We start from the raw sequence: 18524 nt of genomic DNA, 5'->3' as shown, positions 1-18524 counted from the left end.
CTCCGCGTGGTTGCTCTCGTGACGGCGGTGCTGCTGGGCGTCCTGGCCGGCTGCGGCGGGCCGCCGTCGGACCCGGTGCGCTGGCCCGCTGACCCCGACTCCGACACCCCCGCGATCGACTGGCCGAACGGCGCACCCGACACCTCCGACGAGTGGGTCGCCACCCTGCTCGACTACCAGATCGCCATGGCCGTCGCCCGCAACACCCACGACTTCTCCCGCCCTGCCCTCGCAGCCCTCGCCACGCAGGAGCACATCGCCGCCTGGGCCGGGGGTGCCGAGATGCTCGCGTCCCACAGGGAGGGCAATGCCTCGCACTACGAGTACCGGCCCGGCCCGTTCCCGATGACGATCCTGGACATCGACGCCGAGGACGACCGCGCCACTATCAGGGCGTGCATCCCCTCGAACTGGAACACGATCGATGGCCCCGCACCGGCACCCGAGGACCTGACCGGGAATTACCGCGGCTGGGTCTACATCTACACACTGCGCCGCGAGCCCGACGGCCATATCGTCGTCACCGACAGCCGTATCCACGGCGGCTGCGACCCCGACGAACCTCGCGCCGGGTACTTCGACCCCGCACCTCCCTACGGCCAGCTGGTGCCCGCCGAGGAGGTCATCGGCCCCGACGGCCGACCCGTCCAGGAGTCCGAGCGATGACCCGCGCTCGCGCCCCCCAGGCCGCCGCCGCACTGGGTCTGTGCCTCGCCACCCTGGCCGGCTGCGGCGGGCCACCGTCCGACCCGGTGCGCTGGCCCGCCGACCCCGACTCCGACACCCCCGCGATCGACTGGCCGAACGGCGCACCCGACACCTCCGACGAGTGGGTCGCCACCCTGCTCGACTACCAGATCGCCATGGCCGTCGCCCGCAACACCCACGACTTCTCCCGCCCCGCGCTGGCCGCCCTCGCCACCCAGGAGCACATAGCCGGCTGGGCCGGCGGAGCCTGGGGTCAGGCGTCCCACCGCGAGAACCTCCATGACACCGGGTCGATCTACGCGTACCGGCCCGGGCCCAACCCGATGACCATCCGGGACGTCGAGACCGAGGGCGACGAAGCCACTGTCTCGGTCTGCATCCCCCCGGAGTGGATGACCGTCGAGGGCCCCGCGCTCGACCCGGACGACCTCGCCAACGGCGACACCGGGAAGTACAACGGCCACACGATGATCTATGTCCTGCACCGCGAACCCGACGGCCACATCGACGTCACCGACGCCCGCAACGGCAGCGGCTGCGAGCTGGGCAATCCCCGCGCCGGCTACTTCGACCCCCCGCCCCCCTACGGCGAGACCGTCTGGGCGGACGAGGTCATCGGCCCCGACGGCCGACCCATCCAGGAGTCCGAGCGATGACCCGCGCTCGCGCCCCCCAGGCCGCCGCCGCACTGGGTCTGTGCCTCGCCACCCTGGCCGGCTGCGGCGGGCCGCCGTCGGACCCGGTGCGCTGGCCCGCCGACCCCGCCTCCGACACCCCCGCGATCGACTGGCCGAACGGCGCACCCGACACCTCCGACGAGTGGGTCGCCACCCTGCTCGACTACCAGATCGCCATGGCCGTCGCCCGCAACACCCACGACTTCTCCCGCCCGGCCCTCGCCGAAGTCGCGACCCAGGAGCACATCGCCTCGTGGGCAGGGAGTGCCGAGATGCTCGCCTCGCACATCGAGGGCAACGCCTCGCACTACCCCTACTCCCCCGGCCCGAACCCGATGACGATCCGGGACGTCAAGACCGAGGACGACCACGCCACCATCACCACCTGCGAACCCAGCAACTGGGAAGCCGCCAGCGGCCCGCCTCCCGGCCCGGACGACCTGTCCGAGGAGTTCGGCGGCAAGGCCTTCACCTACGCCCTGCGCCGCGAGCCCGACGGCCACACCGTCGTCACCGACAGGGAGATGACCACCCCCGGGTCGTGCCGACCCGACAACCCCCGGGCCGGCTACTTCGACCCCCCGCCCCCCTACGGCCGGCTCGTGCCCGCCGAGGAGGTCATCGGCCCCGACGGCCGTCCGATCCAGGAGTCCTGGTGACCCGCGCCACCCGCCCGACCCCGCGACCGAGCCCTCAGACCCCCGCGCCCACGTCGGCGGCCGTCCCGTCGCCGTCCCCCGCCTCGTCCCCCGCGACGCGGTCGCGCCCGGCCCGCTTCGCCCGGTACATCAGCGCGTCCACCCGGTCCAGCGCGCGGGCGGGCTCCTCGTCGGCGCGCAGCGCGGTCACGCCGAAGGACGCGGTCACCCGCACCCCGGCGTCCCGCTCGACGGCGGCGGGCAGGGCGACGCGCAGCCGCTCGGCCATCTCCCGGGCGTCCTCGGGGGCGAGCCCGGGCGCGACCACGACGAACTCCTCGCCGCCGGGGCGGGCCACCAGGTCGCCGGAGCGCACGTGCTGCTCGAGCACGACGGCCACCGCGATCAGCACCCGGTCGCCGACCACGTGCCCGTGCTCGTCGTTGACGGTCTTGAACCGGTCGAGGTCGAGGTAGACCAGCGCGACGTCCAGCCCGGAGCGCACGACGCGGCCCTGGTAGGCGAGCTCGTCCTCCAGCCGGCGGCGGTTGGCGGCACCGGTGAGCGCGTCCCGGTAGGCCATCTCGCGCATGGTGGCGGCCTCGGCGCTGGCGTGCTGGGCGACCTGGAACGCGCGGGTGGCGTGCTCCTTGGTGCGGGACAGCACGTAGACCATGGCGGCGAGCACGGCCAGGTAGATGCCGTACCGGACCAGGTCGACGGCGTGGTCCGGGTCGCTGCCGCCGTGCAGCGCGACCAGGCCGACACCGACCGTGGCGAGCACCACGACGCCCGCGTGCACGACGGCACCCCGGGTCGGGAACACCAGGTAGCCGATCACCACGTACAGGGCCAGGCCCATGAAGGTGGTCGGGAACAGGGCGTCCCAGCCGCCGCCCTCGTCCACCGGCAGGCGCAGCCGGGTCGCCATCAGCACGAGCCACAGCACCTCGAGGCCGATCAGCACCAGCCGGGACACCGCGATCGTGGCCCGCGGCTGACGCAGCACCACCCAGGCGAACGCGAGGATCACCACCAGCAGCACCGGCGAGGTCCACCGCACGACGGGGTCGTCGCCCCGCAGCACCAGCACCCCGACCACCGAGGCCGCACCGCCGAGCAGGCACACCAGCAGCACCCGGCGGATCAGGCCCACCGTGGGGTCGCCGGACCGTCGGGCCACCGGCAGCTCGCGCGGCGGTGCGCTCATCGGGTCAGGGGTGCGTGCATGTCAGGGCTCGCGTTCGTCCATCCCCCAGGGGGAGCCGTAGCCCGCGGGCTCCGGGGCGGCCAGCAGGTCGAGGAACGGTACCGCGTCGAACGCCTCGGGGCCGAGGACGCCCACCCCCGCCCAGCGCCCCTCGGCGATCAGCTCCAGGGCGACCACCGGGTTGACCGCCGTCTGCCAGACCACGCACTGCGCGCCGTACTCGGCCATCGACCAGGCGTTGTCGACCACGTGGTGCAGGTAGACCTCGCGCGGGGCGCCGTCCTTGCCGGTGCCGGTGACCAGCAGCCCGGCGCAGGTGGCCCCGGACATGCGGGGGCCGAGACCGGCCGGGTCGGGCAGCACGGCGGCCACCACGTCGCGCGGGCTGACCTCGACGCCGCCGACCCGCACCGGCGCGGTGGAGTCGAGACCCAGGGTGTGCAGGGTGCGCAGCACGCCGATGAACTCCTCGCCGAGGCCGTACTTGAAGGTGACCTTCTCGGCGTCGACCCAGCGCGGCATGAGGAGCACCTCCTCGTGCTCGACGTGCACGCACTCCACCGGGCCGATCGGTGCCGGGAAGTCGAAGACCTCGGGCTCGTGGAACGGCGGGACGGTGTGCCAGCCGGCGTCCCGCTCCCCTGCCGCGCGCGCCCGGGCGGCGTCGAAGACCACCGGCGGGTTGAGGCACTCCTCGATGGTGGTCCAGATCGAGAACGACGGGGCGAAGACCGGCTCGCCGTGCTCGTCGTGCACCACCAGGTTGGCGCCGTCGCGCACGCCGAGCTCGGTGATCGCGGAGAACAGGTGGTCGGCGGCGTAGCGGGCGAAGACGTCGGACAGCCCGGGCTCCACGCCGATCCCGACCAGCGCCAGCCGGCCCTCGGCCTCCCAGTCGGACGCCTGCGCGAACTGCGCGTCGCCGAGCTTCACGCCGACCCGCTCGTAGGGAGCGGTGGGGTGCGGGGTGGACAGCGACATGGCCATGTCCAGGTAGTCCACGCCGGCCGCGCGCGCCGCCTCGAACACCGGCAGCACGAACCGGGGGTCCACGGCGTTGAGCACGTGGGTGGCGCGGTGCTCGCGCAGCAGGTCGGCCACCGCGCCGGGGTCGGAGGCGTCGACCTGCGCGGCCAGGAACCGTCCGCCGACCACGTCCCGCTCGGCGGCGGCCGCGACCGTGCGCGCGGACCGTCCGGGGTCGTAGTCCGCGACGATCATCTGCTCGAAGAAGTGCCGCCGGGCCGCGATCCGGGCGACCGCGTCGCCCACCCCACCGCTGCCGACCACGACGATGCGCATGGCTGTCCTTCTCTAGGAGGGCGCGGGCGGTCAGGCCCGGCGCCGGCGGAGCCGTCCGCTGCGGACGACCTGGGACCCCACGACGATCGCCAGCGAGAGCAGGAACATGAAGGACCCGATCACGTTGGCCTGCGGCGGGATGCCGCGGGTCGCAGAGACGTAGACGAACTTCGGGAACGTGGTGAACGACCCGGAGTTGAAGTTGGTGATGATGAAGTCGTCGAAGGAGAGGCTGAACGACAGCAGCGCGGCCGCGGCGATCCCGGGCAGCAGCAGCGGGAACGTCACCTTCCAGAACGCCTGCCAGGGCGAGGCGAACAGGTCGGCGGCGGCCTCCTCCAGCCGGGGGTCCAGCGAGGCCACCCGCGCCTTGACCGTCACGACGACGAAGGACACGCAGAACATCACGTGCGCGGCGACCACGGTCCAGAACCCGAGCTGGACGCGCAGCGAGAGGAACTGCGCCAGCAGGGCCGCGCCCAGCACGACCTCCGGGGTGGACATCGGCAGGAAGATCAGCAGGTTGGCCAGCGCCCGGCCGCGGAAGGTGTACCGGACCAGCGCGATGGCGACCAGGGTGCCGAGCGCGGTGGCGAGCAGGGTGGACAGCAGCCCGACCTGGATCGAGTTGACGAAGGCTTCGCACACCTGCGGGGCGCCGCACGGGTTCTTCCAGTTGTCGAGAGTGAAGCCGCGCCACACCAGGTTGGTCTTGCCGGCGTCGTTGAAGGAGAACGCCACGGTGTAGGCCACCGGCACCAGCAGGTAGAGGAAGGCGAGGCCGGCGAACACCGGCACGATCGCGTCGCCGAGGCGGCGGCGGGGTCGGCGTCGGCGGGCCCCCGGTCCGAAAGAGGTGCGCGCCACCGGCGCGGCGGGCGCGCTCACACCAGGTCCTCGGTGCCGGCGCGGCGCACGTACGCCCCGACCAGGATCAGGATCGCGATCATCAGCACCACCGACAGCGAGGCCGCCGTCGGGTAGTCGAGCACCTTGAAGAACCGGGCGTCGATCACCTGCCCGATCATCGCCGTGTCGGTGTTGTTGCCGAGCAGCGAGGAGTTCACGTAGTCACCGGCCGCCGGGATGAAGGTCAGCAGCGTGCCGGAGACGACCCCGGGCAGGGACAGCGGCAGCGTGACCGTGCGGAACGTGGTGACCGGCCGCGCGTACAGGTCGCCGCCGGCCTCGATCAGCCGCGGGTCCATCCGCTCCAGGCTGGCGTAGATCGGCAGCGCCATGAACGGCAGGAAGTTGTAGGTCAGGCCGGCCACCACCGCGAAGGCCGTGGCGGTCAGCCGCCCGTCCGGGGGCAGCAGGTGCAGCCAGCGCAGCGCCGAGACCACGAAGGAGTCGTCGGCGAGGATCTGCTTCCAGGCGATCGTGCGCAGGATGAACGAGGTGAAGAACGGCGCGATGATCAGCACCAGCAGGATCCCCTGCAGGAAGGTCCGCCCGCGGGCGCGTACCGCGATCACGTAGGCCATCGGGTAGCCGATCACCAGCGCGGCGGCGGTGGCGAGGAACGCGAAGACGAAGGACCGCAGCAGCTGCGGCCAGAACTGGCTGAGCGCGTCGACGTAGTTCTGCCAGGCGAACGCGGGCTGGAACTGCCCGACGTCGCCGCCCGGCACCGGCACGTAGAGCGAGGTGGCGAGCAGCGCGCCGACCGGCACCACGAAGAACAGCACCAGATAGAGCGTGCCGGGCAGCATCAGCCCGAACGCGCCGGAGCGCGACCGCCGGGTCGGCTCGGCAGCCGGCGCCCCGGCTGTGCCCGGCGCCCCGAGCCCGCCCCCGCCCGAGCCCGGCCCCGAGTCCGCGAGCGCCGCGGCGATGCTCATGCCGGGACCGCCTCGGGGTCGGTCTCCGCACCGGCACCGGCGGACTCGTCACCGGCGAGGCCGAAGGTGAACTCCGTCGCCCAGCACAGCCGCACCCGGTCGCCGACCCGCAGGGTGGCACCGCCGACCAGGTTCTGCGCGAACACGCCGAAGGTGCCGAGCCCGGGCAGGTCCACCTGGTACTGGGTGCTCACGCCGGCGAAGGCGACGTCGGTGACGGTGCCCGGGCCGAGCACGTTGGCGCCGGGTTCCGGCTGCTGCCCGTCGAGCAGCACGCGGATCTTCTCCGGGCGGACGCCGACCAGCACGTCCCCGGTGGTGGCCACGGCACGATCGGTGGGCACCAGCACGCGGGTGCCGCCGACGTCCACGCCGATCGTGCCGCTGCCCTGCTCGGCGACGGTCCCGGCGACCAGGTTGGACTGGCCGAGGAAGTTCGCCACGAAGGCGGTGCGCGGCAGCTCGTAGAGGTCGGCCGGCGATCCCTGCTGCTCGATCTTGCCGTGGTTCATCACCGCGACGGTGTCGGCCATGGTCATGGCCTCCTCCTGGTCGTGGGTGACGTGGATGAACGTGAGGCCGACCTCGGTCTGGATCCGCTTGAGCTCGAGCTGCATCTGCCGGCGCAGCTTGAGGTCGAGGGCCCCGAGCGGCTCGTCGAGCAGCAGCACCGCCGGGTTGTTCACCAGGGCGCGGGCCAGTGCGACGCGCTGCTGCTGCCCGCCGGACAGCTGGGCGGGCTTGCGGTCGGCGAGGTGCGGCAGCTGCACCAGGTCCAGCCCGGCGCGGGCCTTCGCCTCGGCGTCCTTGACCCGCTTGCGGCGCAGCCCGAAGGCGACGTTCTCCAGCACGGTCAGGTGCGGGAACAGCGCGTAGGACTGGAACACGGTGTTCACCGGGCGCTGGTGGGCGCGAGTGCCGGTGACCTCGCGGCCGCCGATCGAGATGCTGCCGGAGGTCGGCTGCTCCAGCCCGGCGACCATGCGCAGGGTGGTGGTCTTGCCGCAGCCGGAGGGGCCGAGCAGCGCGAAGAACGAGCCGGAGGGCACCGTCAGCGTCAGGTCGTCCACCGCGACGAAGGAGCCGAAGGTCTTGGTGACGTCCCAGATCTCCAGCGCGGCGCCGGCGGCGGGAGCCGTGTGCGTGCCGCTCACGCGCCGATCACGTCCAGGAACGCGCCGTTGTAGGTGGTCTCCTCGTCCGGGGTGAGCGTGCGGAAGACGTGCGCCTTCGCCAGCGTCGCCTCGTCCGGGAAGATCATCGTGTTCTCGGCCAGCTCGGGGTCGATCGCCTCCATCGCCTCCTGAGCGCCCTGCACCGGGGTGATGTAGTTGACCCACGCCGCCACCTGCGCGGCGACCTCGGGGTCGTAGTAGTAGTTCATGACCTGCTCGGCGTTCGCCTTGTGCGTGGCGCCGATCGGGATCATCAGGTTGTCGCTCCACAGGGTGCCGCCGGCGTCCGGGATCGCGAAGGAGAACGCGTCGTCGTTCTCGTAGTTCAGCGCGGTGATGTCGCCGGACCAGCCGATCACCGCCACCGCGTCGCCGGAGACCAGGTCCTGCGCGTAGGAGTTGCCGCGCACCTGCCGGATGTGGCCGGAGTCGATCTTCTCCTTGAGCACCGCGAGCGCCGCGTCGAACTCGGTCTGCCCCCAGTCGCCGGCGGGGTCGACGCCCTGGTCGAGCATGATCAGGCCGATGGTGTCGCGCATCTCCGAGAGCACCTCGACCCGCCCGGCGAGCTCCGGCGCCCACAGGTCGGAGACGCTGGCCAGCCCGTTCGGCACATGCTGCTTGGACCACGCCAGGCCGCCGAAGCCGGACTGCCAGGTGAGCGAGTGGGTGCGGCCCGGGTCGAAGTCGACCTCGGCGAGGTTCGGCAGGATGTTGTCGGCGTTCGGGATCGCCGTGCGGTCGAGCTGCTGGGTGTAGCCCATCCGGATCAGCCGGGCGGCCATCCAGTCGGTGAGCGTGATGATGTCGTAGCCGATGTCCTGGCCGTTGGCGAGCTGCCCGGAGACCTTGCCGTAGAACGAGTCGTTGTCGTCGATGTCCTCGGTGTACTCGACCTCGATGCCGGTCCGCGCGGTGAAGGCGTCCAGCGTCGGGTAGCCGGTGCCGGAGTCGTCCTGGTCGAGGTAGAGCGTCCAGTTGGCCCAGCGCACCAGCTTCTCGGTGTCGGACAGGTCGGCGGCGGCGGTGGCCGACCCCCCGGTACTCGGGCTGCCGCCGGTGCCGCAGGCGGCGAGCAGCAGGCCCGCGCCCAGGGCCCCGGCGCCGCCGAGGAACTGCCGACGGTTCGGGCCGGTGGCGTCCGCGCCGGGCAGGGCGACCGCACGGCCCGCGCCGGGCGCGCGGCGCAGCGGGGTGCCGCGGTCCAGCCCGAGGGCGGCGATCAGGGCCCGCGCGCGCGGGTCGGCGGGGAGCTGGCGGGGTGACCGGCGAGCGGACATCGGACTCCTCGGGGTCGTGCCTGGGCGGGATGGTTGGTGCTGATCCTGGCGTCAGGAGGGACCGCGCTCAACGATTTCGTCGTCGGATCGACGTCTGGCAACGAAAAGTTTGCACGGCTGGAACATGCGGCTACTCGATCGCGGACATCACGTGCTTGATCCGCGTGTAGTCCTCGAAGCCGTACATCGAGAGGTCCTTGCCGTAGCCGGAGTGCTTGAAGCCGCCGTGCGGCATCTCCGACACGAAGGGGATGTGCGTGTTGATCCACACCACCCCGAAGTCGAGGTCGCGGGACAGCCGCATCGCCCGCGCGTGGTCGCTGGTCCACACCGAGGACGACAGCCCGTACTGCACGCCGTTCGCCAGCGCCACGGCCTCCGCCTCGTCCGCGAAGGTCTGCACGGTGATCACCGGGCCGAAGATCTCCTGCTGCACCGCCTCGTCGTCCTGGCGCAGCCCGGCCACCACCGTCGCCTCGTGGAAGTACCCGCGATCCCCCTGCCGGTGCCCGCCGACCACCACGTCGGCGTGGTCCGGCAGCCGGTCCAGGAACCCGGTGACCCGGTCGAGCTGCGCGGCGTTGTTCAGCGGGCCGAAGGCCACGTCCGGGTCGTCCGGCATGCCGGTGCGCTGGCCACGGGCCTCGGCCGCGAGCGCGGCGAGGAAGTCGTCGTGGGCGCCGCGCTGCACCAGCACCCGGGTGGCCGCGGTGCAGTCCTGCCCGGCGTTGAAGTACCCGGCCCCCGCGATCCCGGCCGCCGCGGCGGCGAGGTCGGCGTCGTCGAAGACCACCACCGGCGCCTTGCCGCCGAGCTCCAGGTGCACCCGTTTGACGTCCCGGGCCGCCGCGCCGGCGACCTCCATGCCCGCGCGCACCGACCCGGTGATCGACACCATGTCCGGCCGCGGGTGCTCGACCAGCGCGCGGCCGGTGTCCCGGTCGCCGCAGATCACGTTGAGCACGCCCTCGGGCAGGAACTCCCCGGCGATCTCCGCCAGCAGCAGCGTGGAGGCGGGCGTGGTGTCCGAGGGCTTGAGCACGACGGTGTTGCCCGCCGCCAGCGCCGGGGCGATCTTCCACACCGCCATCATCAGCGGGTAGTTCCACGGCGTGACCTGCCCGATCACCCCCACCGGCTCGCGTCGCACCCAGGAGGTGTGCCCGGCCAGGTACTCCCCTGCCGACAGCCCCTCCAGCACCCGGGCGGCCCCGGCGAAGAACCGGAAGTGGTCGGCGCTCGGCGGCAGCTCCTCGGTGGCGGTCAGGCCGATCGGCTTGCCGGTGTCCTTGGACTCGACGGCGACGATCTCGTCCGCGCGGGCGTCGATCGCGTCGGCGATCCGGAGCAGCGCGCGCTGCCGCTCGGCGGGGGTGGTGCGCCGCCAGGTGGTGAAGGCGCGGGCGGCGGCCTGCACGGCGTCGTCCACGTCCGCCGCCCCGGACAGCGGCGCCTGCGTGTAGGGCTCGCCGGTGGTCGGGTCGATGATCGCGCTGGTGCGGCCGTCGCGGGCGGGCACCTGCCGGCCGCCGATCACGTTGAGGAGAGCGGTGCTCACGGGTGGCTCCTTGGTCCGGGTGCCGAGCACGCTAACGCCGGAGTGCGCTCCCGCGCTGCCCCAGATGCTGAAATCCTCGTAACAAGTGTGTTTCCACGAGCGGATCCGTTGTTTCGAGGCGACTCGATCGCGGAATCGCTTGCGCCGCGCCGGGTGTCCGGGGGACGATCGGGAGCGTGACCACGCGCTCCACCCCTGCCCACGCCCCCTCCGCCGGCCCCGCTCCCGTCGTCCTGGACGACCTGTCCAAGGCGATCATCGAGCAGCTCCAGGAGGACGGCCGGCGTGCCTACGCCACCATCGGCCGGGCCGTCGGGCTGTCCGAGGCGGCGGTGCGGCAGCGGGTGCAGCGGCTCACCGAGTCCGGCGTCATGCAGATCGTCGCCGTCACGGACCCGGTGCAGGTCGGCTTCGCCCGGCAGGCCATGATCGGCATCCGCGCCGAGGGCGACCTGCAAGCGCTCGCCGACGCCCTGGCCGACCTCGCCGAGGTCGACTACGTGGTGATCACCGCCGGCGGCTTCGACGTGCTCGTCGAGGTGGTCTGCACCGGCGACGACCACCTGCTCGAGGTGCTGAACGAGCGCATCCGCACCCTGCCCGGGGTGCGCGCCACCGAGACCTTCGTCTACCTCAAGCTGCGCAAGCAGCTCTACAACTGGGGGACCCGATGACCGACACCCTGCCCGGCACCCGCACCCCGCGCGGCACCGACCGGGACGCCGCCGCCCGCGACCACCTGTGGGGGCACTTCACCCGGCAGAGCGCCTGGGAGCAGAAGGTCCCCACGATCGTGCGCGGCGAGGGCCACCACATCTGGGACGACCAGGGCCGCCGGTACATCGACGGCCTCGCCGGGCTGTTCGTGGTGCAGGCCGGGCACGGCCGCGTCGAGCTCGCCGAGCGGGCACGCCAGCAGGCCACCGAGCTCGGGTTCTTCCCGCTCTGGTCCTACGCGCACCCGCAGGCGATCGACCTCGCCGAGCGGCTGGCCGAGCACGCGCCCGGCGACCTGAACCGGGTGTTCTTCACCACCGGCGGCGGCGAGGCCGTCGAGACCGCGTGGAAGCTCGCCAAGCAGTTCTGGAAGCTCCAGGGCCGGCCCGGCAAGCACAAGGTGATCTCCCGGGCCATCGCCTACCACGGCACCACCCAGGGGGCGCTGTCGATCACGGGCATCCCCGCGCTCAAGGAGCCCTTCGAGCCGCTGGTCCCCTCCACGCAGCGGGTGCCGAACACCAACATCTACCGGGGCCCCGAGGCGCTGCGCGACGACCCGGAGGCCTTCGGGCGCTGGGCCGCCGATCGGATCGCCGAGGCCATCGAGTTCGAGGGGCCGGAGACCGTCGCGGCGGTGTTCCTCGAGCCGGTGCAGAACGCCGGCGGCTGCTTCCCGCCGCCGCCGGGGTACTTCCAGCGCGTGCGGGAGATCTGCGACCGCTACGACGTGCTGCTGGTGTCCGACGAGGTGATCTGCGCCTTCGGCCGGATCGGCGAGATCTTCGCCTGCACCGACTTCGGCTACGTGCCCGACATGATCACCTGCGCCAAGGGGCTCACCTCCGGGTACTCCCCGATCGGCGCCACCATCGTCTCCGACCGGGTGTACGAGCCGTTCCGCACCGGGTCGACGACGTTCTACCACGGGTACACCTTCGGCGGTCACCCGGTGTCGGCGGCCGTCGCCATGGCGAACCTGGACATCTTCGAGCGCGAGCGGCTGACCGACCGGGTGCACGAGAACGCCCCGGTGTTCCGGTCCACGCTGGAGAAGCTGCTGGACCTGCCGATCGTCGGCGACGTGCGCGGGGCCGGGTACTTCTACGGCATCGAGCTGGTGAAGGACAAGGCGACCCGGGAGACCTTCGACGACGACGAGGCCGAGCGGCTGCTGCGCGGGTTCCTCTCGACGGCGCTGTTCGACGCCGGCCTGTACTGCCGCGCCGACGACCGCGGGGACCCGGTGATCCAGCTGTCGCCGCCGCTGACCTGCGGGCCCGCCGAGTTCGACGAGATCGAGCAGATCCTGCGCGGGGTGCTCAGCGAGGCGTGGGCGCGGCTGTGAGCACGGCGGGCACGGCCGGCGCCGCCGGGGCGCGCGGCGGGCCGGCGCTGGCGTGGACCGCGGGGCGGGATCTCGCGTCGGTGTCGCTGTGGTTCGACCAGGTGCACGCCGAGGCGCCGATCGTGCCGCGCGACCCGCTGGACGACGACACCACCGCCGACGTGGTCGTGGTCGGCGCCGGGCTGACCGGCCTGTGGACCGCGTACTACCTGCTGGAGGCCGACCCGGCGCTGGACGTGCTGGTCGTCGAGCAGGCGGTGGCGGGATACGGCGCCAGCGGGCGCAACGGCGGCTGGTGCTCGGCGCTGTTCCCCACCTCGGCCGCGGCGCTGGCCCGCGCGCACGGCGAGGACGCCGCCCGATCGATGCGCGCCGCCATGCGGGACACCGTGGTCGAGGTCGGCGGGGTGGCCGCCGCCGAGCAGATCGACTGCGACTTCGCCTACGGCGGCTCCGTCACCGTCGCCCGCACCCGCCCGCAGCTGGAACGGCTGCGCGCCGAGGCCGCCGACGCCCCGCGCTGGGGCGACGAGCTGCACCTGCTGGATGCCGCCGGCGTGGCCGAGCACGTGCAGGTGGACGACGCGCTCGGCGGCACCTGGACCCCGGACTGCGCCCGCCTGCAGCCCGCCCGGCTGGCACGCGGCCTGGCCGACGTGCTCGAGTCCCGCGGGGTGCGGATCGCCGAGGGCACCCGCGCGCTGCGGATCTCCCCCGGCGCCGTCGTCACCGACCAGGGCACCGTGCGCGCCCGGCAGGTCGTGCGGGCCACCGAGGGCTGGACCGCACGGCTGCCCGGATCGCGGCGCGCGATCGCGCCGGTGTACTCGCTGATGATCGCCACCGAGCCGCTGCCCGAGGTCGTCTGGGACACCATCGGCCTGGACCGCGGGCAGACCTTCACCGACGGCCGGCACCTGATCGTCTACGGCCAGCGCACCGCCGACGACCGGCTCGCGTTCGGCGGACGCGGCGCCCCCTACCACTGGGGATCGACCGTCCGCCCCGAGCACGACCAGAACCCCCGCGTCACCCGGCACCTGCACGCCGCCCTGCTCGACCTGTTCCCCGCCGTCCGGCACGCCCGGATCACGCACGCCTGGGGCGGACCGCTCGGCATCCCGCGCGACTGGCACGCGTCCGTCGGCCTCGACCCCACGACCGGCATCGCGTGGGCGGGCGGCTACGTCGGCGACGGGCTCGCGACCACCAACCTCGCCGGGCGGACGCTCGCCGACCTGCTGACCGGCGCCGGCACCGCGCTCACCCGCCTGCCCTGGGTCGGTCACCGCTCGCCGGCGTGGGAGCCGGAGCCGCTGCGCTGGGCCGGGATCACCGCCGGCCTGCGCGGGGCGGCCCTGGCCGACGCCGAGGAGCGCCTGACCGGCCGTCCGAGCCGCATCGCCCGCGCGCTGGCCCCGCTGCTCGGCCACTGAGCCCACGCGCGCGCGGGTCCGTGCGCACCGAGGGGGCGATTCCTGTCGGCGATTGTCCGGTTCGGGCGACAGGGAATGCCCTCTCGACGCGCGCGGGCGCGGGTCAGCGCGCGGCGAGGACCTCCTGCGTGCGGGCGCGGGCCCAGCGCTCCGCGGCCAGGACCTCGTCCAGGGTGACGTCCGGGGCGACCGGGGCCGGCGCGCCGTCCGGGGTCAGCGCCGTGCGGGCCGAGGTGCCGCCGCCCAGCGGGTCCGCGTCCGCCGGGGTGCCCGCGCCGATCCCCTGGTGCTCGGCCAGCACCCGCTCCACCGTCGCCACGATGTCGAGGAACCCGATCCGCCCGGCCAGGAACGCCGCCACGCACTCCTCGTTCGCCGCGTTGAGCACCGCGGGGTGCGTCGCGGAGGCGGCGACGGCGGCGCGGGCGAGCCGGATCGCCCCGAACGCGTCCTCGTCCAGCGGCTCGAAGGTCCACGACGCCGCACGGGTCCAGTCGCAGGCCGCCGCCGCACCGGGCACCCGGTCCGGCCAGCCCAGGCCGAGCGCGATCGGCAGCCGCATGTCCGGCGGCGAGGCCTGCGCGATCGTGGAACCGTCCGCGTACTCCACCATCGAGTGCACGACGGACTGCGGGTGCACCACCACGGCGACGTCGGCGATCGGCACGCCGAACAGCAGGTGCGCCTCGATCACCTCCAGCGCCTTGTTCACCAGCGTCGCCGAGTTGATCGTGACCACCGGGCCCATCGCCCAGGTCGGGTGCGCGAGCGCCTGCTCCGGCGTCACGTCGGCCAGCGCCGCGCGGTCCCGGCCGCGGAACGGCCCGCCCGAGGCGGTGAGCACCAGCCGGCGCACCTCGGCCGCCGAACCGGCACGCAGGCACTGCGCGACCGCCGAGTGCTCGGAGTCCACCGGCACCACCTGGTCGGGGCGCTGCTGCGCCGCGCGCACCAGCCGCCCGCCGACCACCAGGGACTCCTTGTTGGCCAGCGCCAGCGTCGATCCGGCCCGCAGCGCCGCGAGCGTCGGGCCGAGCCCCACCGACCCGGTGATCCCGTTGAGCACCACGTCGGCACCCCGGCCCGCGAGGTCGGTGGCGGCGTCCGGACCGGTCAGCACCTCGACGCCCAGCTGCCGCAGCCCCGCGGCGGCGGACTCGCGCACCAGCGCCGCGAACACCGCCCCGGCCGCGTCGGCGTCGGCCACCGCGACCGTCTGCACCCCGAGCGCCACCGCCTGCCGGGCGAGCAGGTCGGGGTCGGAGCCGGCGGCGCTCAGCCCCGTCACCCGGAACCGCTCCGGGGAGCGGGTGATGACGTCGACCGCCTGGGTGCCGATCGATCCGGTGGAGCCGAGCAGGACGACGCTGCGCCGGGCGGTCTGGGTCGCTTCGGTCATCCGTCCATCCTCGCCGATCCGTGGACCGGCCGGGCTCACTCCGCGGCGAGCAGCACGTCCACGGCGCGCTCGAAGAACGCGTCCACGGACACCTCGTCGTAGGCGCCGGAGCCCTTGCGCGCGGTGAACACCGCCGAGCGGATCTCCTGCGCGGTCAGCGGCGCGTTCTGGTCGAAGTAGGCCACCAGGCGGCGGCACAGCTCGTCGACCTCGCCGGCGTCGTAGCCGTGGTGCCGGCCCTGCGGGCGGTCGAAGCGCTCGCCGTCGGGGCGGGTCAGCCGGCCGTACAGCGAGCGGGCCTGCTCGGCCAGCGTCTCCAGCCAGGCCTGCCGGCCGTGCTCGGTGATGTACTCCTGCCGGGAGCGGGCGACGAACGCGGCCTCCAGGCGGTCCAGCGCGGCGTCCACGGCGGTGGTCGAGTAGCCGTGACGCACCAGGTCGAAGGACACCGTCCGCACGTCCTTGCTGGACAGCGCGCCGACGGGGCCGTTCTCGTACACGGACTTGGCGTGCCCGAAGAAGTCGTCGACCTCCTCCGGGTGGTAGCCGGTGCGCACCCCGGTCATCCGCCGGAACATCGTACCGCCGCTCATTCGTCCTCCTCCGCCGCCAGCTGCCCGCAGGCCCCGTCGATGTCGCTGCCACGGGTGTCCCGGATCGTCGTCGGGATGCCGTGCGCCCGCAAGCGTGCCACGAATTCCTGTTCGACAGCCGGGTCGCTCGCCGTCCACTTCGAGCCGGGGGTCGGGTTCAGCGGGATCGGGTTGCAGTGCACCCAGCCGCGCCCGCGCCGGTTGAGCTCGGTGCCGAGCAGGTCGGCGCGCCAGGCCTGGTCGTTGATGTCCTTCATCAGCGCGTACTCGATCGACACCCGCCGGCCGGTCGCCTGGTAGTACTCGTAGGCGGCGTCGATCGTCTCCTTGACGCTCCACCGGGTGTTGATCGGGACCAGCTCGTTGCGCAGCTCGTCGTCCGGCGCGTGCAGCGAGAGCGCCAGCGTGACCGGGATGCCCTCGGCGGCGAGCTTGCGCATCGCCGGCACCAGGCCGACCGTCGACACGGTGATGTTGCGGGCCGACATGCCCAGACCCTCCGGGGTCGGTGCGACCAGGCGCCGCACCGTCTCCATCACGGTCTTGTAGTTCGCCAGCGGCTCGCCCATGCCCATGAACACGATGTTCGACAGCCGGGACGGCCCGCCGGGCACCTCGCCGTCGGCCAGCGAGCGGGCAGCCTGCCGCACCTGCTCCACGATCTCCGCGGTCGACAGGTTGCGGGTCAGGCCGAGCTGACCGGTGGCGCAGAACGGGCACGCCATGCCGCAGCCCGCCTGGCTGGACACGCAGAGCGTCGAGCGGTTCGGGTAGCGCATCAGCACGGACTCGACCTTGGCGCCGTCGAACAGGTGCCACAGCGTCTTGACCGTTGTGCCGCCGTCCGCGCGCAGGGTGCGCGCCGCGGTGACCAGCGGCGGGAACAGCGCCTGCACCAGCGTGTCCCGGCTCGCCGCCGGCAGGTCGGTCATCGCCGCCGGGTCCGCGGTGAGGTGCGTGAAGTAGTGCGTCGCGAGCTGCTTGGCCCGCATCGGCTTCTCGCCGAGGGCGGTCACCGCCTCCACCCGCTCGGCGGGCGTGAGGTCGACGAAGTGACGCGGCGGCTTGCCACGACGGGCCGGCGTGAGCGTGAGGGCGACGGGGGTGCCGCTCATGACGGTGACCTTCCGGGTGGGGGGTGCGGGGGCGGGCCGCGCTGTCAGGAGGACGCGACGGGGAGGAGGACCTCGAGGAGCAGGTAGACGACCGGGGCGGCGAGCAGCATGGAGTCGATCCGGTCCAGGATGCCGCCGTGACCGGGCAGCAGCGTGCCCATGTCCTTCATCTCGAGGTCGCGCTTGAGCATCGACTCGCCGAGATCGCCGAGCGTGGCCACCGCGACGGTCGCCAGGCCGAGCAACGCACCGATCGCCGGGTCGCCGTCGAGCATCAGGTGCACGCCGAGCACGCCGACCACGCAGGCCAGCACCACGGAGCCGAGCAGACCCTCCCAGGTCTTCTTCGGGCTCACCGACGGCGCCAGCGGGTGCCGGCCGATCAGCACGCCGACCACGTAGCCGCCGGTGTCGTTCGCGACGCAGAGCAGGATGAACAGCGCCACGCGCATCGCGCCGTCCTCGGCGGCCAGCATCAGCATGACGAAGCCGCCCATCAGCGGCAGCCACGAGGCGGCGAACACCCCGGCGGTGACGTCCCGGACCGCGGGCGCGCCGCTGCCGTCCAGCACCCGCCACACCACGATCCCGCCGACGGTCAGCACGAACGCGACGAACAGCGCCTCCATGCCGGCCACGTACGCCGAGACCAGGATGCCCAGGTCACCGACCAGCAGCGGCAGCACCGGGATGTCGATCCCGCGCCGCGCGAACGCCTGCGCCAGCTCCCACAGCCCCGCGCCGACCGCCAGCACCGCGAGGACGCCGAAGGCCTCCCTGCGGATGAACAGGGAGGCGGCGACCAGCACGAGCAGCCCGAGGCCGACGGTGACGGCGACAGGCAGGTTCCGCCCGGCACGCGAGGTGCCGGGGGCGGGGGCGACGACGGGCTGGGACGACATCAGACCTCGAGCAGCTCGGTCTCCTTGGAGGCGAGCAGCGCGTCGACCAGCTCGACGTGACGCTTGGTCACCGCCTCCAGCTCCTTCTCCGCGCGCGCGACCTCGTCCTCGCCGGCCTCGCCGTCCTTGGCGAGCTTGTCCAGCTCGTCCTTGGCGCGACGGCGCACCGAGCGCAGCGAGATCCGGGCGTCCTCGGCCTTGCCCTTGGCGAGCTTCACGAACTCCTTGCGACGCTCCTGCGTCAGCGCCGGCAGCGACACACGGATGACGTTGCCGTCGTTCGTCGGGTTCACGCCCAGGTCGGAGTCGCGCAGCGCCTTCTCGATGCCCTGCATCGCCGACTTGTCGAAGGGCGTGATCAGGATCGTGCGGGCCTCGACCACGTTGAAGGACGCGAGCTGCTGCAACGGGGTCGGCGCACCGTAGTAGTCGACGACGATCTTGTTGAACATCGCGGCGTTGGCCCGGCCGGTGCGGATCGCCGCGAAGTCGTCCTTGGCGACCTCGACGGCCTTGTCCATCTTCTCCTCGGCCTCGAGGAGGATCTCGTCGATCACGTGTGCTCCCTGGTGGTTCGGTGCTGCGGTGCGTGGCGTGCGGGCGGGCCGTGCGTCGGCCGCCG

18 protein-coding genes are annotated in these 18524 nt (G+C 73.2%); 6 read left to right on the top strand and 12 right to left on the bottom strand.

Annotated features, from left to right (window positions below):
- Positions 1 to 6: 6 nt before the first annotated feature.
- Genes ACZ5HG_RS07515 through ACZ5HG_RS07505 form a run of 3 tightly spaced genes read left to right on the top strand, consistent with a single transcriptional unit; the run spans position 7 to position 2044 of the window.
- Positions 7 to 666, top strand: a complete 660-nt coding sequence (locus ACZ5HG_RS07515; protein ID WP_464181494.1) for a hypothetical protein — start codon at positions 7 to 9, stop codon at positions 664 to 666.
- Positions 663 to 1364, top strand: a complete 702-nt coding sequence (locus ACZ5HG_RS07510; RefSeq protein WP_464181492.1) for a hypothetical protein — start codon at positions 663 to 665, stop codon at positions 1362 to 1364. The genes ACZ5HG_RS07515 and ACZ5HG_RS07510 overlap by 4 nt, the downstream gene beginning before the upstream one ends.
- Complete coding sequence (locus ACZ5HG_RS07505) at positions 1361 to 2044, top strand: hypothetical protein (RefSeq protein WP_464181491.1); 684 nt, start codon at positions 1361 to 1363, stop codon at positions 2042 to 2044. Before ACZ5HG_RS07510 ends, ACZ5HG_RS07505 begins: the two co-directional genes overlap by 4 nt.
- Before the next feature lie 34 nt (positions 2045 to 2078).
- On the opposite strand, the gene ACZ5HG_RS07500 is transcribed toward ACZ5HG_RS07505, so the two are convergent.
- From ACZ5HG_RS07500 to ACZ5HG_RS07470, 7 genes are all read right to left on the bottom strand, one after another.
- Entirely contained in the window at positions 2079 to 3233 is a 1155-nt protein-coding gene (locus ACZ5HG_RS07500; RefSeq protein ID WP_464181490.1) for a GGDEF domain-containing protein, read from the bottom strand.
- A gap of 21 nt (positions 3234 to 3254) precedes the next feature.
- On the bottom strand, positions 3255 to 4535 hold the full coding sequence (locus ACZ5HG_RS07495) for a saccharopine dehydrogenase family protein (protein ID WP_464181489.1): 1281 nt from the start codon (positions 4533 to 4535) through the stop codon (positions 3255 to 3257).
- 30 nt (positions 4536 to 4565) lie between these two features.
- Entirely contained in the window at positions 4566 to 5402 is an 837-nt protein-coding gene (locus ACZ5HG_RS07490; protein WP_464182121.1) for an ABC transporter permease, read from the bottom strand.
- 17 nt (positions 5403 to 5419) lie between these two features.
- Positions 5420 to 6379, bottom strand: coding sequence for an ABC transporter permease (locus tag ACZ5HG_RS07485; RefSeq protein ID WP_464181488.1), 960 nt, complete (start codon positions 6377 to 6379; stop codon positions 5420 to 5422).
- Entirely contained in the window at positions 6376 to 7533 is a 1158-nt protein-coding gene (locus tag ACZ5HG_RS07480; protein ID WP_464181486.1) for an ABC transporter ATP-binding protein, read from the bottom strand. The genes ACZ5HG_RS07485 and ACZ5HG_RS07480 overlap by 4 nt, the downstream gene beginning before the upstream one ends.
- Positions 7530 to 8834, bottom strand: coding sequence for a polyamine ABC transporter substrate-binding protein (locus tag ACZ5HG_RS07475; RefSeq protein WP_464181484.1), 1305 nt, complete (start codon positions 8832 to 8834; stop codon positions 7530 to 7532). Before ACZ5HG_RS07475 ends, ACZ5HG_RS07480 begins: the two co-directional genes overlap by 4 nt.
- Before the next feature lie 130 nt (positions 8835 to 8964).
- Positions 8965 to 10392, bottom strand: coding sequence for a gamma-aminobutyraldehyde dehydrogenase (locus ACZ5HG_RS07470; protein WP_464181482.1), 1428 nt, complete (start codon positions 10390 to 10392; stop codon positions 8965 to 8967).
- A 176-nt stretch (positions 10393 to 10568) separates the two neighbouring features.
- Here ACZ5HG_RS07470 and ACZ5HG_RS07465 point away from each other — a divergent pair, with 176 nt between their 5' ends.
- The 3 genes from ACZ5HG_RS07465 to ACZ5HG_RS07455 are packed head-to-tail and all read left to right on the top strand — an operon-like array spanning position 10569 to position 13893.
- Positions 10569 to 11066 carry an Lrp/AsnC family transcriptional regulator gene (locus tag ACZ5HG_RS07465; RefSeq protein ID WP_464181480.1) on the top strand — a complete coding sequence of 166 codons (498 nt, stop codon included), beginning with the start codon at positions 10569 to 10571 and terminating at the stop codon, positions 11064 to 11066.
- Positions 11063 to 12457, top strand: a complete 1395-nt coding sequence (locus tag ACZ5HG_RS07460) for an aspartate aminotransferase family protein (protein WP_464181479.1) — start codon at positions 11063 to 11065, stop codon at positions 12455 to 12457. The genes ACZ5HG_RS07465 and ACZ5HG_RS07460 overlap by 4 nt, the downstream gene beginning before the upstream one ends.
- The gene (locus ACZ5HG_RS07455) at positions 12454 to 13893 is read left to right on the top strand and encodes an NAD(P)/FAD-dependent oxidoreductase (protein WP_464181477.1); all 1440 of its coding nucleotides are present in this window, start codon (positions 12454 to 12456) and stop codon (positions 13891 to 13893) included. The genes ACZ5HG_RS07460 and ACZ5HG_RS07455 overlap by 4 nt, the downstream gene beginning before the upstream one ends.
- 103 nt (positions 13894 to 13996) lie before the next feature.
- Here ACZ5HG_RS07455 and dxr read toward each other — a convergent pair whose 3' ends face one another.
- From dxr to frr, 5 genes are read right to left on the bottom strand one after another with little or no spacing between them, the layout of a single operon-like run.
- Positions 13997 to 15292, bottom strand: a complete 1296-nt coding sequence (gene dxr / locus ACZ5HG_RS07450; protein ID WP_464181476.1) for a 1-deoxy-D-xylulose-5-phosphate reductoisomerase — start codon at positions 15290 to 15292, stop codon at positions 13997 to 13999.
- 35 nt (positions 15293 to 15327) lie between these two features.
- Positions 15328 to 15885, bottom strand: coding sequence for a DivIVA domain-containing protein (locus tag ACZ5HG_RS07445; protein WP_464181474.1), 558 nt, complete (start codon positions 15883 to 15885; stop codon positions 15328 to 15330).
- The gene (rlmN, locus tag ACZ5HG_RS07440; RefSeq protein WP_464181472.1) at positions 15882 to 17000 is read right to left on the bottom strand and encodes a 23S rRNA (adenine(2503)-C(2))-methyltransferase RlmN; all 1119 of its coding nucleotides are present in this window, start codon (positions 16998 to 17000) and stop codon (positions 15882 to 15884) included. The genes ACZ5HG_RS07445 and rlmN overlap by 4 nt, the downstream gene beginning before the upstream one ends.
- Positions 17001 to 17044: 44 nt before the next feature.
- A complete protein-coding gene (locus tag ACZ5HG_RS07435) occupies positions 17045 to 17902 on the bottom strand; it encodes a phosphatidate cytidylyltransferase (protein WP_464181470.1) in 858 nt (285 codons plus the stop codon).
- Positions 17902 to 18459, bottom strand: a complete 558-nt coding sequence (gene frr, locus ACZ5HG_RS07430) for a ribosome recycling factor (RefSeq protein ID WP_464181468.1) — start codon at positions 18457 to 18459, stop codon at positions 17902 to 17904. Before frr ends, ACZ5HG_RS07435 begins: the two co-directional genes overlap by 1 nt.
- Positions 18460 to 18524 lie beyond the last annotated feature (65 nt).

This window comes from Cellulomonas sp. GTC20042 (assembly GCF_055389595.1).
Note: the sequence above shows the minus strand (reverse complement) of the source record. Positions and strands in the feature narration are given on the sequence as shown.

Coding starts and splice junctions, on each gene's coding strand:
- ACZ5HG_RS07510 (WP_464181492.1), top strand. CDS start 663: ATGACCCGCGCTCGCGCCCCCCAGGCCGCCGCCGCACTGGGTCTGTGC.
- ACZ5HG_RS07505 (WP_464181491.1), top strand. CDS start 1,361: ATGACCCGCGCTCGCGCCCCCCAGGCCGCCGCCGCACTGGGTCTGTGC.
- ACZ5HG_RS07500 (WP_464181490.1), bottom strand. CDS start 3,233: ATGAGCGCACCGCCGCGCGAGCTGCCGGTGGCCCGACGGTCCGGCGAC.
- ACZ5HG_RS07495 (WP_464181489.1), bottom strand. CDS start 4,535: ATGCGCATCGTCGTGGTCGGCAGCGGTGGGGTGGGCGACGCGGTCGCC.
- ACZ5HG_RS07485 (WP_464181488.1), bottom strand. CDS start 6,379: ATGAGCATCGCCGCGGCGCTCGCGGACTCGGGGCCGGGCTCGGGCGGG.
- ACZ5HG_RS07475 (WP_464181484.1), bottom strand. CDS start 8,834: ATGTCCGCTCGCCGGTCACCCCGCCAGCTCCCCGCCGACCCGCGCGCG.
- ACZ5HG_RS07460 (WP_464181479.1), top strand. CDS start 11,063: ATGACCGACACCCTGCCCGGCACCCGCACCCCGCGCGGCACCGACCGG.
- dxr (WP_464181476.1), bottom strand. CDS start 15,292: ATGACCGAAGCGACCCAGACCGCCCGGCGCAGCGTCGTCCTGCTCGGC.
- ACZ5HG_RS07445 (WP_464181474.1), bottom strand. CDS start 15,885: ATGAGCGGCGGTACGATGTTCCGGCGGATGACCGGGGTGCGCACCGGC.
- rlmN (WP_464181472.1), bottom strand. CDS start 17,000: ATGAGCGGCACCCCCGTCGCCCTCACGCTCACGCCGGCCCGTCGTGGC.
- ACZ5HG_RS07435 (WP_464181470.1), bottom strand. CDS start 17,902: ATGTCGTCCCAGCCCGTCGTCGCCCCCGCCCCCGGCACCTCGCGTGCC.